We start from the raw sequence: 15106 nt of genomic DNA, 5'->3' as shown, positions 1-15106 counted from the left end.
TTTATTTTCGCACTGTTCGTCTGCGTGGCGGGCCACACGTTGGGCGCGGGCTTAGCGTCGCGTTTATTGCGTCGCAACAGCCATTTCGGACGATACTGCGATGATTGCGCGAATACGGAGGTAAGAGTCTGTTCGAAAATGCCCGGGCGGGCATTTTCGGAGCGGCACCGGCCCTCTCCCCCACCCGACCACCCATAGGGTACTATCGTTGGGTGGTCGGGTGGGGGAGAGGGCCGGTGCCGCGAAATCCGCTTCAGCGGATTTCCAAATGCCCGTTACTTGGCGCGCGCGGTCAGCAGCTTGTCGAAGCCGTTGACCTTGCCCGGTGTGGTGCTCTCCAGCCAGGGGTGGCGCAGGCCGCCGTGGTAGTCGATCGCCACCGTCTGATATCGCTCGCCGCGCTTGATCAGCAGGCTGATCGGCGCCTTGGCGGTCTTGGCGGCGGTGATCGCGTCCTTCATCACGTCGGAGGAATAGGCGCGGCCGCCCACGGCGACGATCTTCGTCGAATTGACGATGCCCGCGTTGTAGGCCGGGCCGTCCCACAAGGTCGCGGTGACGTCGCCGTCCTTGTTCAGCGTCACGCCGAGCGAGTAGGTGAGGTCGAGCGTCTTGCGCTCCTCGGCGATGCCCTTTTCGTAGGCGTTGGGCTTGTCCTTCCACACCAGCTTGTAGCCGGCCATCTGCACGCCGTTCAGCGGTGCGGGCTGGTTGGTGTCGTAGAGGCGCGTGCGCAGGAAGGCGGCCCAGTCGTAGGGGTAGACGCCGTTCAGCACCTTGACGACTTCGTCGAAGTCGTAGGTCACTTCGCCCCAGTCGCCGTCGCGCACGCCGAAGAAGGCCCTGGCGAAATCGTCGAGCCCCTTGGCGCCGCCCGTACCCTTGCGGATGATCTGGTCGGCCTCGAGCCAAGTCAGCGCGCCCTCGACGTAGTAGTCTTCCGAGCGGGTGAGCGAGGTGTAGGGCAGCGGGCGGCGGCGCATCAGCTGCGGCGCGTTGACGGTGTCCTCGACCGAGCGCCACGACCGGCCGGGAGTGCCCTCGGCATACTTGCCCGCAGCGGTGGCGAACATCGCCATGACCGTGTCGCGTGACTGCACGCCCGAGCGGGCGGCCAGCACATAGCCCCAGAACTGGGTCTGACCCTCGTAGACCCACAGCATCGTGTTCTGCATCGGCTGCTGGTAGTCCGGCGTCCAGGCATCGGCGCCGCGGCGGAACTTGCCGTTCCAGCTGTGCACGAATTCATGCGCGATAACGTTGCGGTCCCAGTCCATCCCGGCCCAGTCGGTCCACGACTTGGGTTCCTGCTGGTTCTCGCTGGAGCGGTGGTGCTCGAGGCCGATGCCGCCCATGCGGTCGGTGAGGGCGAGCAGGAAGTCGTAATGATCGAAGTGCTTCGAGCCGAACGTGGTCGTCGCCTCCTTTACGAGGTTGCGGTAAGTCTGGAGGTTCTCGGGCTTGATCGCGAGGAGGTCCGGCTCGTCAGCGACGACGTCCATGAAGACGTTCTGGCCCAGGTCCCAGCGCTGCGAATGGATGCCGGCGAAGATCGGCGAATCGACGAGGCGCTCGAAGTCGATGGTGTTCCAGGTGACGGTGTCGCCGGTCCGCTGGAAGCCGTCGAGCGCGGTGAACACCTGCCAGCCCCGCGGGAAGGTGACCGTCGGCTTGTACGGGATGCCGCGCGTGTAATAGCCCGCCGGGTAGAGGCTCATCTTCTCCCACTGGAGGTTGAGCATCTCCTGCGTCATCGTGATCCGCCCCTCGCTGGTCTGCAGCGGCGAGGTGTGGACGAACTTCGCGGTGACGGCCTTTGTCCCCTCGGGCAGCGCGAGGTGGAAGGCGTTGACCGCGACCGTGTCACGCACCCAGGCGATTTCCTTACCGTCCGCATAGAAGTGGATGTCGGCCAGCAGCCCGTAAGGTCCGGTTTCCGAGTGGTTGCCGGGCAGCCAGCCCGCCTGCAGCAGGATCAGATCGCGCGCGCCGGGTGCGACCGGGATCGTCTGGGTGACGCGGTAGACGCCGCGCGAAATGTCACTCGCGTCGATGTTCAGGCCGATGGTGCCGGCATAAGGCACGTCCTTCGCGGCGGGCATTTCCGGCGGAAGCGGCGGGGCCATCGGGGTGGAGCGGTTGGCATCCTGCGCGAAAACGGAAGTCGACAGCAGCAGGGAGGTGAGGAGGGTCGCGCCCTTGAGCAGATTCTTCATTGCGCAGGTCTTTGCGCTTGTTACCGCATTTGGCAACCATTGATGCCGTCGTTTTGGCCTCTCAAAATGGCGGGGCCACTTCACGAAGTGCGCCATTGCGGCTAGACGCGCGCGTCATGAACACCACACCACAGGCCATTCGCGGAACCCAGGACATCTTCGGCGCCGATGCCGAGGCTTTCGCCCACGTCGTCGAGACCTTCGAGCTCGTGCGCAAGCTCTACCGCTTCCGCCGCGTGGAAATGCCGGTGTTCGAGAAGACCGCCGTGTTCTCGCGCTCGCTCGGCGAGACGACCGACGTGGTCTCCAAGGAGATGTATTCGTTCGAGGATCGCGGCGGCGAATCGCTGACGCTGCGCCCCGAATTCACTGCCGGCATCGCTCGCGCCTACCTGACCGACGGCTGGAAGCAGTTCGCGCCGCTCAAGGTCGCGACGCACGGGCCGCTGTTCCGTTACGAGCGCCCGCAGAAGGGCCGTTATCGCCAGTTCCACCAGATCGACGCCGAAGTGATCGGCGCGGCCGAGCCGATGGCCGACGTGGAACTCCTCGTCATGGCCGACCAGCTGCTCAAGGAACTGGGCATCGCGGACGGCGTGACTCTGCAGCTCAACACGCTGGGCGACGGCGAGAGCCGCGAGGCATGGCGCGCGGCGCTGGTCGAATACTTCCGCGGCCACAAGGATGTATTGTCCGAGGATTCGCAAGACCGCCTCGAGCGCAACCCGCTGCGCATCCTCGATTCCAAGGACCCGCGCGACAAGCCCTTCACCGCCGATGCGCCCAAGATCGACGACTTCCTCTCGGCCGAGGCGCAGGACTTCTTCGGCGCGGTGACGTCGGGCCTCGATGCGGCGGGCGTCGCCTGGACCCGCGCCGAGGCGCTGGTGCGCGGGCTGGATTATTACCGTCACACCGCCTTCGAGTTCGTGACCGACCGGCTGGGTGCGCAAGGGACCGTGCTGGGCGGTGGTCGCTACGATGGCCTGATGTCCGCACTCGGCGGTCCCGAGACCCCGGCGGTCGGCTGGGCAGCGGGGATCGAGCGTCTTGCGATGCTGGTGGCCGATGCGGGCCAGACCACCGAAGCGCCGCTGACGGCGATGCTCGCGGTCGAGGACGATGCGGCGCTGCACTTCGCGCTCAAGACGCTGACCGCGCTGCGCCATCAGGGCATCGATGCCGAGATCATTGCCACGGGAAGCCCGCGCAAGCGCTTCGACAAGGCGGTGAAGTCGAACGCGAAGGCGATCGTCTCATTCGTGGTCAAGGACGGCGTGCCCACCGCCAACTTGCGCGCGGGTGAAACCACCCCGGCGCGGCTGGCGGTGGAGCAGGTGCTGGTGACCATCCAGCCGTGATGGAGGTATGGCCACAACTTCGCGGAGGGCTTCGACAGGCTCAGCCTGAGCGGGGTTGGAGTTTTACGCTAACTCCGCTCACCCTGAGCTTGTCGAAGGGGCAGGCGCAGCCTCTCGAAGCCCCGGAAGGCGCACGCTGATGGCGATCTCCGACATTCGCCTCGCCCAGCTCGGCGGCCGTCTGGCCGAACTGGAGGCGCGCCTTGCTTCCGGCACTCTCGAAGGTGAGGCTTTCGTCGCTGCAAGCCGCGATTATGCCGAGCTGGAACCCGTCGCGCGCGCCGCGGCCGAGGTCGTCTCGATGCGCGGCGAACTCGAATCGCTGCTTGGCCTCGAAGACCCTGACCCCGAGATGCGCGCCCTTGCAGCCGAGGAAGCCGCACGCCTCAAGGCAGAGCTGCCTGAGGCCGAGCGCCGCCTCGCCATCGCCATGCTCCCGCGTGACGCCGCCGACGTGCGCCCGGCGATGCTGGAAATCCGCGCGGGCACCGGCGGCGACGAGGCGGCGCTGTTCGCCGCCGACCTCTACCGCATGTACGAGAAATACGCCGCCGAGCAGGGCTGGCGGGTCGAGATGGTCAGCGCCAATGCCAGCGATGTCGGCGGCTTCAAGGAAGTCGTCGCCAACGTCACCGGCTCGGGCGTCTTCGCCAAGCTGAAGTTCGAAAGCGGCGTCCACCGCGTCCAGCGCGTGCCGGTGACCGAATCGGGCGGGCGCATCCATACCTCTGCGGCCACCGTCGCGGTCCTGCCCGAACCCACCGAGGTCGACGTGGCGATCGAGGACAAGGATCTCAAGATCGACATCTACCGCGCCTCGGGCGCGGGCGGGCAGCACGTCAACACCACCGATTCGGCGGTGCGCATCACCCACTTGCCGTCGGGCATCGTCGTCACCTGTCAGGACGAGCGCAGCCAGCACAAGAACAAGGCCAAGGCGATGCAGGTCCTGCGCGCGCGCCTCTACGAGAAGATGCGCGACGAGGCGCAGGGCGCCGAGGCAGAGGCGCGCAAGGCCATGGTCGGTTCCGGCGACCGCTCGGAGCGCATTCGCACCTACAACTTCCCGCAAGGGCGCGTCACCGATCATCGCATCAACCTGACGCTCCACCGCCTGCCCGAAGTGCTCGAAGGGCCGGGGCTGGCGGAACTGGTCGATGCGCTGATCGCCGAGGACGAGGCCAAGCGTCTGGCAGCGATGGATGGTTGACGGCACTACCGTAGTCGAAGCCATCCGCGATGCGGCTTCACGCCTTTCGGAAACCAGCGATACTGCCCGCCTCGACGCCGAAGTCCTGATGGCCCATGCGCTGGGCGTCACCCGTTCGCAGCTTTTGCTCGGCCGCATGCGCGATCCGGCGCCCGAGGGCTTCGCCGCGCTGGTCGAGCGGCGTGCCGCGCATGAACCGGTGGCCTACATCACCGGCACGGCCGAGTTCTACGGCCTCGAACTCGCGGTCACCCCGGCCACGCTGATCCCGCGCGGCGATACCGAGACACTGATCGAGGCCGCCCGCGAGGCTTTGGCCGCCCGCCCGCCCGCCCGCATCCTCGATCTCGGCACCGGAACCGGCGCGCTGCTGCTGGCGGCGCTGTCGGTATGGCCGGAGGCGCAAGGCGTCGCCATCGACCGCTCGGCCGAGACGCTGGCGGTCGCGCAGACGAATGCCGATCGCCATGCTCCGGCCGCCCGGCTGCTGGTGGCCGACTGGACAAAGCCCGGCTGGTCGGCCGATCTCGGCCGCTTCGACCTGATCCTCACCAACCCGCCTTACGTCGAGGATGCGGCCGAACTCGACACTTCGGTCCGGGCCTTCGAGCCTGCGGGCGCGCTGTTCTCGGGGCCCGAGGGACTGGACGACTACCGCGTCCTCGTGCCCCAGCTTCCCGGCCTCATGGCCCCAGGCGGTGTGGCGATGGTCGAGATCGGCTGGCGGCAGGCCGACGCCGTGGCGGGGATCGGCGCGGCTGCCGGGCTGTCGTCCCGGGTTCATCGCGATTTGGGCGGGCGCGACCGGGTCGTCGCGTTTTCGGGGACAAACGTACTTGGGGCGTAAGTTTCCGCTTGGAATCGTCCTCTACAATCCCTAATGATTACCGCGAACCGGCCGATGGACGATGATTTCCCATACCCGGTTCGCCTCCAGCATTTGCAAGCGGTCGGCGGCGTCAACGCAACCGACAGGGCAGATGGGGAAAATCGCGGCGGCCGGGGGGCCGGTCGGGATCATGTGACGTACGGCAGTCCGGTTGATCGGGACCGGAGCGTGCCAGGGTTTTAAAGCCCGGGGTTTTGAGGAAAGTCATCCCTTGAATAACAACAATCGTGGTAACAACCGTCGGCGCGGCCGCGGTAACAACCGCCAGCAGGGCGGCCAGCAGACCAACCGGATCGACAGCAGGGCACGTGGCAATGCGCCGCAGCTTCTGGAAAAGTATCGGAAGATGGCGCACGACGCCCACCTCAATGGCGACCGCGTGACGGAGGAATACTACCTCCAGTTCGCGGATCACTACTTCCGTGTCATTGCCGACCAGAAGCAGCGTCAGGAAGACGCTCGCCAGCCGAATCAGCCGCGCCGCGACGATCATCGCCAGAACGATTACGGCGACGATTACGGTTCGTACGACGATCCCTACGGCGAAGCGCCGTCGGCTCCCGTCGAACGCGCCCCGCGCCCCGAGCGTGAACCGCGCCAGTACGAGCAGCGCCAGTATGAGCCCCGGCATGAACAGCGTGCTCCGGAGCCCGCCGCCGCTGCCGTCGAGGATGCCGCCGAGCCGGTTGCGGACGCTGGCGATGCGTCGGCCAATCCTTACGAGCCGCCCGAAAATCCTTTCGTGCGCGACAATCGCGCCTCGCGCGGCCTGAAGCAGCGCAAGCCGCGCGGCCCGCGCCGGGACGAAGGCGAAGAGCCCCGGGGCGAGGCGGAGCAGGCTCCGGCCCCCGTCGCTCAGGAAGAGCCTGCCGGCTTCGACGCCGCAGTGCTTCCGCCCGCGATCTCGGCCAAGCCGGCCCGCAAGCGCACGCCCAAGCCCGCCGCCGAAGCCGTTGCTCCGGCTCCCGAGGCCGAGCCTGCCGCCGAGGAAAAGCCGCGCCGCCGCCGCACCCGCAAGGCTGCCGCGGGTGACGAGGCCGCTCCCGAGGCTGTCGAGGGCTGACCCTCCTTCCCGGCGCGCGTGCACGGGACCGTAACTGGTCCCTTGCGTCGCGCCGGGCCGGGCTTACAAGCCCATGGCGATGCAGTCCGACCGGTACGCTTCGCCTTTCCTTAGAACCCTTGCCCTGGCCGTGCCCCCGCGGCCGGGTGCGCGTGCGCTGGCGGCCATGGCCGCCGGCGTTCTCGCGGCCTGCGGCTTCCAGCCCCTTGCGCTCTGGCCGCTGACCCTGATCGGCGTCGCCTGGCTGCTCGAACTGGTGGTTCGGGCAAGGACGGGGCGGCAGGTCTTCCTGCTCGGCTGGTGCTTCGGGCTCGGCCACTTCACCCTCGGCAACAACTGGATCGCAACCGCCTTCACCTATCAGGCGAACATGCCCGCATGGCTGGGGATGATCGCCGTTGTTCTGCTGGCGCTCTACCTCGCGCTGTTCCCGGCGGTGGCGGTGCTGGCTGCCTGGCTGGTGGCACGGCCTGACCGCCGCGAAGGTTCGCGCGGTTTCGCCGCGTTCGCTTTCGCTTTCGCCGCAACCTGGATCGTGACGGAGTGGATCCGCGCGTGGCTGTTCACCGGCTTTGCTTGGAACCCGCTGGGTATCGCGCTGCTGGGCGGGTTCGAGAGCCGGGGGCTCGGTATTCTGGCGCCGTGGATCGGGACGTATGGCCTCTCGGGCGTGCTGGTGCTGCTGTCCGGCGTACCCGGCATCATGGCCCGGCTGCCCTCCGGCAAGGTGCTTGCGCCCACCGCCGTCGCGGTGCTGGCGGGCGGGCTTGGTTTCGCCATGCATGCGCCCCCTCCGGCTCCGCAGCCCGGCCCTGTGCGCTACACGCTGGTCCAGCCCGACATCCGGCAGGAGTTCATCGACGACCCGCGCTATTTCGAACGCAATTTCCAGCGCCTCGCGTTGCTGTCGCTGCCGCGCGCGCCGGGGGACCGGCGGGCGGTGTTCTGGCCCGAATCCGGGCTCGGCGATTTCCTGCGCGACGGCTATCCGAGCTATCTCTACCGCATCTATACGTATGCCGGTGATCCGGAGATCGCCCGACGCCGCCTCGGCCGTGTGGTCGGGCCTTACGGACTGCTGATGACCGGCGCCGTCGATCTCGTCATGGAGGGCGAGGAGGAGAAGGCGGCGCGCAATTCGGTGACCGCGATCGATGGAAACGGGGCGATCCTGGCGGGCTATTCCAAGGCCCACCTCGTGCCTTTTGGCGAGTATCTGCCGATGCGCTCTCTGCTCGGGCCGATCGGGCTCAGCCGTCTGGTCGCGGGGCAACTCGACTTCCTGCCGGGACCGGGGCCGCGCACCGTCGACTTCGGCGCCTATGGCAAGGCCGGAATCCAGATCTGCTACGAGATCGTCTTCAGCGGCGAGGTCGTCGATCCCGCCAACCGGCCCGACTACATCTTCAACCCCTCGAACGACGGCTGGTTCGGCGCCTGGGGGCCGCCCCAGCATCTCGCGCAGGCGAGGCTGCGCGCGATCGAGGAGGGGCTGCCGGTGCTGCGCTCGACCACTACGGGGATCAGTGCGGTGATAGATGCCGACGGGATCGTGCGAGCCTTCGTGCCGCGGCACCAGGCGGGTCGTCTCGACGGGCTGATCCCGCAGGCCCATGAACCCACGCTCTTTGCCCAACTCGGTAACGTTCTTCCGCTCGCGCTTGCCGCACTGCTGATGGCGGTTGTGCTTTGCGTGGTTGCACTCGGGCGCCGTCGGGTCTAGACCGCGCACTCACATAAAGCTTCCTTTATATCCCAAGGGATCACATGCGCAGCAACTACGTCTTCACGTCCGAGAGCGTCTCCGAAGGCCATCCGGACAAGGTTTCCGACCAGATTTCCGACGCCATCGTCGATCTGTTCCTGTCGAAGGATTCCGAAGCGCGCGTCGCGTGCGAGACGTTGACGACCACCCAGCTCGTCGTCCTCGCAGGCGAAATTCGCTGCAAGGGCGTGTTCGAGAACGGTGAGTGGGCCGAAGGCGCGCTCGAGGAAATCGAGAAGACCGTGCGCGCCGTCGTCAAGAAGATCGGCTATGCGCAGGACGGTTTCCACTGGGAAACCTTCGAGTTCATCAACCGCCTGCATGCCCAGTCCGCGCACATCGCGCAGGGCGTCGATGCGGCGGGCAACAAGGACGAAGGCGCCGGCGACCAGGGCATCATGTTCGGTTTCGCCTGCGACGAAACGCCCGACCTGATGCCGGCGACGCTCGATTACAGCCACAAGATCCTGCACAAGCTGGCAGAAGACCGCCACTCGGGCGCCGCGCCGTTCCTGGAGCCCGACGCCAAGAGCCAGGTTACCCTGCGCTTCGAGAACGGCGTGCCGGTAGAAGCGACCGCGATCGTCGTCTCGACCCAGCACGCGCCGGGCTACGACAAGGGCGAGCAGGAGGCCGAACTCAAGTCCTACGTGAAGACGGTCGTGACCGAGCTTCTCCCCGAAGGCTTCGTCACCGACAAGACGGTGTTCCACATCAACCCGACCGGCTCGTTTGAGATCGGCGGTCCTGACGGCGACGCGGGCCTCACCGGCCGCAAGATCATCGTCGATACGTACGGCGGTGCCTCGCCGCACGGCGGCGGCGCGTTCTCGGGCAAGGACCCGACGAAGGTGGACCGCTCGGCCGCTTACGTGACGCGCTACCTTGCCAAGAACGTGGTCGCAGCCGGCCTCGCCACGCGCTGCACTATTCAGGTGTCCTACGCGATCGGCGTGTCTGCACCGCTCTCGCTCTATGTCGATACCCATGGCACCGGCAGCGTCGACGATGCCGTGCTGGAAGCCGCGATCGCGAAGGTCTCGGCCGAGAAGCTGGGCGGACTGACCCCGCGCGGCATTCGCGTCGGCCTTGGTCTCAACAAGCCGATCTACGGCCCGACCGCCGCTTATGGCCACTTCGGCCGCCAGCCCGAGGGTGACCTGTTCCCCTGGGAGCGCACCGATCTCGCCGATGCGCTGAAGGCCGCGCTGGCCTGATCTGGAGGGCAACCGTATTCTTCCAGTCATTCCCGCGAAGGCGGGAACCCATCTCCTGAATTTTCGTGTTGCACGATCATCAGATGGGTCCCCGCCTTCGCGGGGATGACGATGGAAGAAAATGAACGAGCGGGGTTACGTAACCCCTTCGACCAACCGCCGACGCTGTTCGATCAGCGTCGGCGTTTCTCTTGCAACGATGGGCCAAGGCGATAGCTTCGGCCGATCGACCCCCGCGCTTTTCCGGGCGCAGGGATGCAAGGGACACATCCATGATCGAAACCGACCGTCGCGGCGCACTCGGCCTTGCCGCCGCGCTTCCTCTCGCCTCGGCGCTGCCCTCGATGCTGGCGGGCACGGCCCATGCCGCCGATGCGGCCGCAGCGCAGTGGGACCTCACCGACCTTTACCCTGGCCTCGACGTTTGGGACGCCGCGCGAAAGCAGGTCGCCGCCGCGCTGCCGCGCCTTGCCGGCTACAAGGACAGCTTCGGCGCCGACGCGCCCTCCATGCTCAAGGCGCTGGAGGATATCTCCGAAGTCTCGAAGACGTTCGCGCGCGTCTACGTCTACGCCTCGCTGAAGGCGGACGAAGACGTGCGCGTGTCCGCCAATCAGGAGCGCAACGCGCAAGTCATGGACCTGTACGCTGCCTTCGGCGAGGCGACCGCGTGGACCGCGCCGGAAACACTGAAGCTGGGCAAGGACAAGGTCGAAGGCTTGATCGCCGCTGACAAGACGCTCGCTACCCGTTTCGCCTTCGGCCTGCGCAAGACCCTGCGCGAGGCCGAACACACCCTCGATGCCAGGGGAGAGGCTTTGCTGGCGGCGGTCTCTTCCCCGTTGTCCGGCCCGCAGACGATCCGCGAGCAGTTGTTCTCCTCCGACATCCCCTGGCCCGAGGTCACCCTGTCGGACGGGCGCAAGCAGGTGCTCGACGCGCAGGGGTACACCCTGACCCGTGACGCGCCGAACCGCGATGACCGCAAGACGGTGATGGATGGCTTCTTCGGTCAGATGGGCAAGTTCGAAAGCTCGCTCGGCGCGGCGATGGCGGCCAAGCTCAAGGGCGACGTGTTCGATGCCCGCGCCCGCAGCTACAAAAGCTGCCTTGCCATGGCGCTCGCCCCCGGTGGGGTGCCCGAGGGCGTCTACCGCACGCTGGTGGCCGAGACGAACGCCGGTCTGCCGCAGCTCCACCGCTCGTTCGAACTGCGTCGCAAGATGCTGAAGCTGCCGGACATGCACTATTACGACATCTATCCGCCGCTGGTCAGCCTGGAGCGCAAGTTCACCCTGACCGACATGCGCAACATCACCCTGAAGGCGGTGGAGCCGCTGGGCCCCGAATACGTCAAGCGCCTTGGCGCGGCGACGGCGGCGAAGTGGATGGACCCCTGGCCGCGTCCCGGCAAGCGTCCGGGCGCCTACATGAACGGCTCGGCCTATGGCGTGCATCCCTACCTGCTGCTGAACCTCGGCGAGAACTACGAGGGATTGTCCACGTATGCGCATGAGTGGGGCCACGCGATGCATTCGCTGCTGGCCGATTCGGTGCAGCCTTACGAACTGTCCGACTACCCGATCTTCACCGCCGAGATCGCCTCCACCTGCAACGAGGTGCTGTTGACCGAGTACATGCTGAAGCAGGCGAAGACCAAGGAAGAGAAGATCTACTACCTCGGCATGCGGCTGGAGGGCATGCGCGGCACCTTCTTCCGGCAGGCGATGTTCGCCGAGTTCGAGCTGAAGATGCACGAGATGGCCGAAGCGGGAGAGGGCCTCTCGGGCGAGAGCCTGACGCGCGTGTATCTCGACCTGCTGAAGCGCTATCACGGCCCGAACTTCGTGATCGACGCGCCCTACGCGATCGAGTGGGCCTATATCCCGCACTTCTACAGCACGTTCTACGTCTACCAGTACGCCACCTCGATCTCGGCGGGGACGTGGTTCGCGCACTCGATCCTGAACGGCGGCAAGGCCGAGCGCGAACGCTACCTCGACGTGCTGCGCGCGGGCGGTTCTGCCGATCCGGTGGACATCCTGAAGAAAGCCGGGCTCGATATGACCGCGCCCGATCCCTATCGCGGGCTGGTGGCGGACTTCAAGGCGACGATCGACGAGATCGAGACGTTGATGGCGTGACGTAGCGGCGTCAGGGCACCATTCCGTCGAGTGGTGTCCTGCGCCCCGGTCCGCCGGTGACCGCAACGGTCATCGCGCCGAGCCCTTCCACCCAGGCGTGCATCGTGTCTCCCGGCACTACCGGCCCGACCGAGCGCGGCGGCGTGCCGGAGAAGATCACGTCGCCCGGATGCAGCGTCATCACCGAGGCGGCATGTTCGACGAGGTCGGCGATGCCGAGGACGAGGCGGCGTGTATTGTCCACCTGCCGGTCCTCGCCATTGACCGTCAGGCTAAAGTCTAGGCAATCGGGATCGGTGATCTCGTCGCGGGTGGTGAGCCACGGGCCCATCACTCCGTAGGTATCGAAGCTTTTGCCGAAGCTGGGAAATTCGCTGCCCTGCATCGTCATGTCGAGGCCGATGCAATAGCCGGCGACGTAGTCCAGCGCCTTGGCGGCGGGGATTTCGGTGCCCTGCCTGCCGATGACGATGGCGATTTCCATCTCGTGAAAGGTCGTGCGCTCGGGCCATCGGAGCACCACGCCGTCGGCAGGTCCGGCGGCCGCGCTGGTCATCTTGAACAGCAGGCCGAGGCGGCGCGGGTGCCCGCCGGCGGCCAGGACTTCTTCGAAGTTGCCCGCTCCGCAGACGAACTTGCCGGGGTTGGCGACGGGGCTTTGTAGCAGGATGTCGGTGAGTGGCATGCCATCGACACTGTTTGCCAGAGCCTCCATCTTCGGTCGCAGGGTGTCTAGGTGGGTGACAAACTGGTCACCAGGAGGGATGGGCCAGCGGAGTGATGGCAGTTCGGAGGTGACAGCGGTGACATCATGGACACGATCGCCACGCACGACGCCGACGTGGATCGGATCGCCGCGTCGCAGCTTATAGCGGCAGATTTTCATCGTTCCCCTTCGCTTTCGTTCGCGCGGACGGTGAAGGATAGAGCATCACGGGCAATTGCCGGAAGTCCGGCAGCCCATCGCGATCGTCCGGAAAAATCCTTCGTAGTATTCCGGATGACAGCGGCTTTCCTACCGGAGATGATGGGACGGGACCTATTTCATCGAGGGATTCGTCGATGTTTCGCTATTCGCCCGCCGTGCTGGCCTTGCTCGTTGCGACTCCGGCACTGAGTCAGTCGATCCCGGTTCCAAAAAATCTGTACGGCAACTACGCGCCGGGTGGCGATTGTGCCCGGCAACCGCGGGTGGTCGTCAACACTGCGGGGGTGTTCCTCGAAACCGCATCGGGCAAGGCAGGGCCGCTGCCGGTCGATGTCTGTTACAGCTGCGCCGGCGGAGCGCGCTACGAAGGCATCCAGGTCTGGGTCATGGTCAAGTACGGCAAGGACAAGTGGGGCGGAGACACCTTCCCTGTGACCATGATGTTCAATGATGGTGAGCGGCGTGGTGCGCTGCTGCTCGAGCATGACGATACGATGCGCATCCCTATCGGCATTCCGATGACGCAGGTGGTTCAGGCGCGTACGTTCAGGTTGTGCAAGGGAGGCAGGGCCGGCGCCTGACCTTTCGACAAGCTCAGCCTGAGCGGGACTGGAGGTTGTATAAACCTCCAGTCCCGCTCAGGCTGAGCTTGTCGAAGTCCGCCGGCCTCAGGCCGGCGTGATTCCCATGCAGAGGTACTTGACCTCCATGTAGTCATCGAGGCCGTAGTGCGATCCCTCGCGGCCCAGGCCCGATTGCTTGACGCCGCCGAACGGCGCGACCTCGGTGGAGATGAGGCCGGTGTTGATGCCGACCATGCCCGCTTCCAGCGCCTCTGCGACACGCCACACGCGCGACAGGTCGCGGGCGTAGAAGTAGCTGGCGAGGCCGAACTCGGTGTCGTTGGCCATGCGGATGGCGTCGGCCTCGTCGGTGAAGCGGATCACGCCTGCGAGCGGCCCGAAGGTCTCCTCGCGGGCCAGCTTCATGTCGGGCTTCACGCCTGCCACCACGGTGGGGTTGAAGAAGCTGCCGCCAAGCGGGTTGCGCTGGCCGCCCGCGAGCACTTTGGCGCCGCCGTCGACCGCGTCCTTGAGGTGTTCCTCGACCTTCTCGACGGCCTTCTCGTCGATCAGCGGGCCGACTTCGGTGCCTGCGTCGAGGCCGTAGCCCACCTTCATGCCGCTGACGCGCGCGGCCAGCTTGGTCACGAACTCGTCATAGACGCCGTCCTGCACGTAGAAGCGGTTGGTGCACACGCAAGTCTGGCCGCCGTTGCGGAACTTCGAGATCATCGCGCCTTCGATCGCGGCATCGACATCGGCATCGTCGAACACCAGGAACGGCGCGTTGCCGCCCAGTTCCATCGAGCACTTCTTGATCGTCTCGGCGCATTCGCGCAGCAGGTCGCGGCCGATCTCGGTCGAGCCCGTGAAAGTCAGCTTGGCGACCTTGGGGCTGGCGGTCAGGGTCGAGCCGATCTGCCCTGCACTGCCGGTGACGACGTTGACGACCCCCTTGGGTATGCCCGCCATCTCGCACAGCTGCGCGATCGCCAGCGCCGAGTACGGCGTGGCCGAGGCGGGCTTGATGACGATGGTGCAGCCTGCAGCCAGCGCCGGGCCGAGCTTGCGGGTGATCATCGCATTGGGAAAGTTCCAGGGCGTGATCGCGGCGACGACGCCGACGCCCTGCTTGATCACGACGATGCGGCGGTCGGCGGCATGGCCGGGGATCACGTCGCCGTAAGCGCGCTTGCCCTCTTCGGCGAACCACTCGATGAAGCTGGCGCCATAGGCGATCTCGCCCTTGCCTTCGGCGAGCGGCTTGCCCTGCTCGCGGCTGAGCAGTTCGCCCAGATCGTCCTGGTGCTGGAGCATCAGTTCGAACAGCTTGCGCATCAGCTTCGCGCGCTCACCGGCGGTCTTGGCGCGCCATGCAGGGAGGGCGGCCTCGGCGGCGTCGATCGCGCGGGCGGTTTCGTCGGCGCCCATCTTCGGAACGGTGCCCAGCACCTTGCCGGTGCCGGGGTCGGTGACCTCGAAGGAAGCACCCGAATCCGCATCGACCCACGCGCCGTCGATGTAGCACTGCTGCTTCAGGAAATCGGTGTAGGCCATTTCGTGCGGGTTCCTCAGTTGTTGCCGGTGGAGCGTCTCGAACGGACACTCGCGGGTTCCGGCATGGTCTAGGGACGAGCCCTAGCGGTTACAAGTCGTCCGCGCCTCCTGCGACAAGCGCGAGGGTGGCGCGATTGACGCCTCTCCGCGTGTCGGCTAGTCTCTAATGCGAACAATAATTCGTTAATGCGAA

The 15106-nt window shown here is 66.3% G+C and carries 11 protein-coding genes; 8 read left to right on the top strand and 3 right to left on the bottom strand.

What is annotated here, in order from left to right:
- Nucleotides 1–275: 275 nt before the first annotated feature.
- Nucleotides 276–2216 carry a M61 family metallopeptidase gene (locus tag HWN72_RS15460; RefSeq protein ID WP_211150645.1) on the bottom strand — a complete coding sequence of 647 codons (1941 nt, stop codon included), beginning with the start codon at nucleotides 2214–2216 and terminating at the stop codon, nucleotides 276–278.
- Nucleotides 2217–2332: 116 nt separating this feature from the next.
- Between HWN72_RS15460 and hisS the strand changes: the two genes are divergently transcribed.
- The 7 genes from hisS (at nucleotide 2333) to HWN72_RS15425 (ending at nucleotide 11865) form a co-directional block, all read left to right on the top strand.
- Nucleotides 2333–3577 carry a histidine--tRNA ligase gene (gene hisS / locus HWN72_RS15455; protein ID WP_211150644.1) on the top strand — a complete coding sequence of 415 codons (1245 nt, stop codon included), beginning with the start codon at nucleotides 2333–2335 and terminating at the stop codon, nucleotides 3575–3577.
- A gap of 139 nt (nucleotides 3578–3716) precedes the next feature.
- Entirely contained in the window at nucleotides 3717–4787 is a 1071-nt protein-coding gene (gene prfA, locus HWN72_RS15450) for a peptide chain release factor 1 (RefSeq protein ID WP_008831904.1), read from the top strand.
- On the top strand, nucleotides 4780–5634 hold the full coding sequence (prmC, locus tag HWN72_RS15445) for a peptide chain release factor N(5)-glutamine methyltransferase (protein ID WP_211150643.1): 855 nt from the start codon (nucleotides 4780–4782) through the stop codon (nucleotides 5632–5634). The genes prfA and prmC overlap by 8 nt, the downstream gene beginning before the upstream one ends.
- A gap of 253 nt (nucleotides 5635–5887) precedes the next feature.
- A complete protein-coding gene (locus tag HWN72_RS31720) occupies nucleotides 5888–6739 on the top strand; it encodes a DUF4167 domain-containing protein (RefSeq protein WP_008831906.1) in 852 nt (283 codons plus the stop codon).
- Nucleotides 6740–6812: 73 nt separating this feature from the next.
- A complete protein-coding gene (gene lnt / locus HWN72_RS15435) occupies nucleotides 6813–8462 on the top strand; it encodes an apolipoprotein N-acyltransferase (RefSeq protein WP_211150642.1) in 1650 nt (549 codons plus the stop codon).
- Between the two features lie 44 nt (nucleotides 8463–8506).
- Complete coding sequence (gene metK / locus HWN72_RS15430; RefSeq protein WP_211150641.1) at nucleotides 8507–9721, top strand: methionine adenosyltransferase; 1215 nt, start codon at nucleotides 8507–8509, stop codon at nucleotides 9719–9721.
- Between the two features lie 272 nt (nucleotides 9722–9993).
- Nucleotides 9994–11865, top strand: coding sequence for a M3 family oligoendopeptidase (locus tag HWN72_RS15425; RefSeq protein WP_211150640.1), 1872 nt, complete (start codon nucleotides 9994–9996; stop codon nucleotides 11863–11865).
- Between the two features lie 10 nt (nucleotides 11866–11875).
- On the opposite strand, the gene HWN72_RS15420 is transcribed toward HWN72_RS15425, so the two are convergent.
- On the bottom strand, nucleotides 11876–12550 hold the full coding sequence (locus HWN72_RS15420; protein ID WP_211150639.1) for a fumarylacetoacetate hydrolase family protein: 675 nt from the start codon (nucleotides 12548–12550) through the stop codon (nucleotides 11876–11878).
- A 377-nt stretch (nucleotides 12551–12927) separates the two neighbouring features.
- Between HWN72_RS15420 and HWN72_RS15415 the strand changes: the two genes are divergently transcribed.
- Nucleotides 12928–13374, top strand: a complete 447-nt coding sequence (locus HWN72_RS15415) for a hypothetical protein (RefSeq protein WP_211150638.1) — start codon at nucleotides 12928–12930, stop codon at nucleotides 13372–13374.
- 87 nt (nucleotides 13375–13461) lie between these two features.
- Here HWN72_RS15415 and HWN72_RS15410 read toward each other — a convergent pair whose 3' ends face one another.
- Entirely contained in the window at nucleotides 13462–14913 is a 1452-nt protein-coding gene (locus tag HWN72_RS15410) for an NAD-dependent succinate-semialdehyde dehydrogenase (RefSeq protein ID WP_211150637.1), read from the bottom strand.
- Nucleotides 14914–15106: the final 193 nt, after the last annotated feature.

The organism is Novosphingobium sp. HR1a (genome assembly GCF_015594425.1).
GTDB classification, from domain to species: domain Bacteria; phylum Pseudomonadota; class Alphaproteobacteria; order Sphingomonadales; family Sphingomonadaceae; genus Novosphingobium; species Novosphingobium resinovorum_A.
This window is presented reverse-complemented; position numbering and strand designations above follow the sequence as displayed.

Bases quoted from the DNA above. Each gene is read 5' to 3' on its own strand.
- hisS (WP_211150644.1), top strand. From the start codon at position 2,333: ATGAACACCACACCACAGGCCATTCGCGGAACCCAGGACATCTTCGGC.
- lnt (WP_211150642.1), top strand. From the start codon at position 6,813: ATGGCGATGCAGTCCGACCGGTACGCTTCGCCTTTCCTTAGAACCCTT.
- HWN72_RS15410 (WP_211150637.1), bottom strand. From the start codon at position 14,913: ATGGCCTACACCGATTTCCTGAAGCAGCAGTGCTACATCGACGGCGCG.
- HWN72_RS15415 (WP_211150638.1), top strand. From the start codon at position 12,928: ATGTTTCGCTATTCGCCCGCCGTGCTGGCCTTGCTCGTTGCGACTCCG.
- HWN72_RS15425 (WP_211150640.1), top strand. From the start codon at position 9,994: ATGATCGAAACCGACCGTCGCGGCGCACTCGGCCTTGCCGCCGCGCTT.
- HWN72_RS15420 (WP_211150639.1), bottom strand. From the start codon at position 12,550: ATGCCACTCACCGACATCCTGCTACAAAGCCCCGTCGCCAACCCCGGC.
- prmC (WP_211150643.1), top strand. From the start codon at position 4,780: ATGGTTGACGGCACTACCGTAGTCGAAGCCATCCGCGATGCGGCTTCA.
- metK (WP_211150641.1), top strand. From the start codon at position 8,507: ATGCGCAGCAACTACGTCTTCACGTCCGAGAGCGTCTCCGAAGGCCAT.
- prfA (WP_008831904.1), top strand. From the start codon at position 3,717: ATGGCGATCTCCGACATTCGCCTCGCCCAGCTCGGCGGCCGTCTGGCC.
- HWN72_RS15460 (WP_211150645.1), bottom strand. From the start codon at position 2,216: ATGAAGAATCTGCTCAAGGGCGCGACCCTCCTCACCTCCCTGCTGCTG.